The sequence below is a fragment of the Pseudomonas sp. HMSC057H01 genome (genome assembly GCF_001836405.1).
GTDB classification, from domain to species: Bacteria; Pseudomonadota; Gammaproteobacteria; order Pseudomonadales; family Pseudomonadaceae; genus Pseudomonas; species Pseudomonas aeruginosa.
The window spans coordinates 150,302-150,753 of sequence record NZ_KV828524.1; the positions used below are offsets into that span (position 1 = coordinate 150,302).

A 452-nucleotide genomic window follows, 5' to 3' on the forward strand; every position below is an offset into this window, starting at 1 on the left:
TGTTCACCGCCATGTCCAGCGCCTGGCGTACTTCGAGCTGGTCGAACGGCTTGTGGGTAACGTTGTAGGCGATGTAGCCGAGGTTGAAGCCTGGCTGCGAGGGCACCTTCAGGTTCGCCGCTTCCTGCAGGGCCTTGAGATCGGCGGGGCGTGGGTTGAGGGTGATCTGGCACTCGCCGGCCTTGAGCTTCTGCGCGCGCACCGCGGCGTCGGTGTTGATCGAGAAGATCAGGTTGTCGATCTTCACGTCTTCGGGTTTCCAGTAGTCCTTGTTGCCCTTGAAGCGGATCTGCGCATCCTTCTGGTAGCGGCTCAGGATGAAAGGCCCGGTGCCGATCGGCTTCTGGTTGATCTGCTGTGGCTTGCCGGCCTCGAGCAACTGCCCTGCGTACTCGGCGGACTGGATCGAGGCGACGTCCATCGCCAGGTTCTGGATGAAGGCCGCGTCGACC

Annotated in this window: 1 protein-coding gene; it reads right to left on the minus strand. The window is 62.4% G+C overall.

Features of this window, described 5'->3' with window-relative positions; translation table 11 throughout:
* On the minus strand, positions 1 to 452 hold a 452-nt coding region (locus HMPREF2581_RS30520; protein ID WP_256565226.1), incomplete at both ends, for an ABC transporter substrate-binding protein.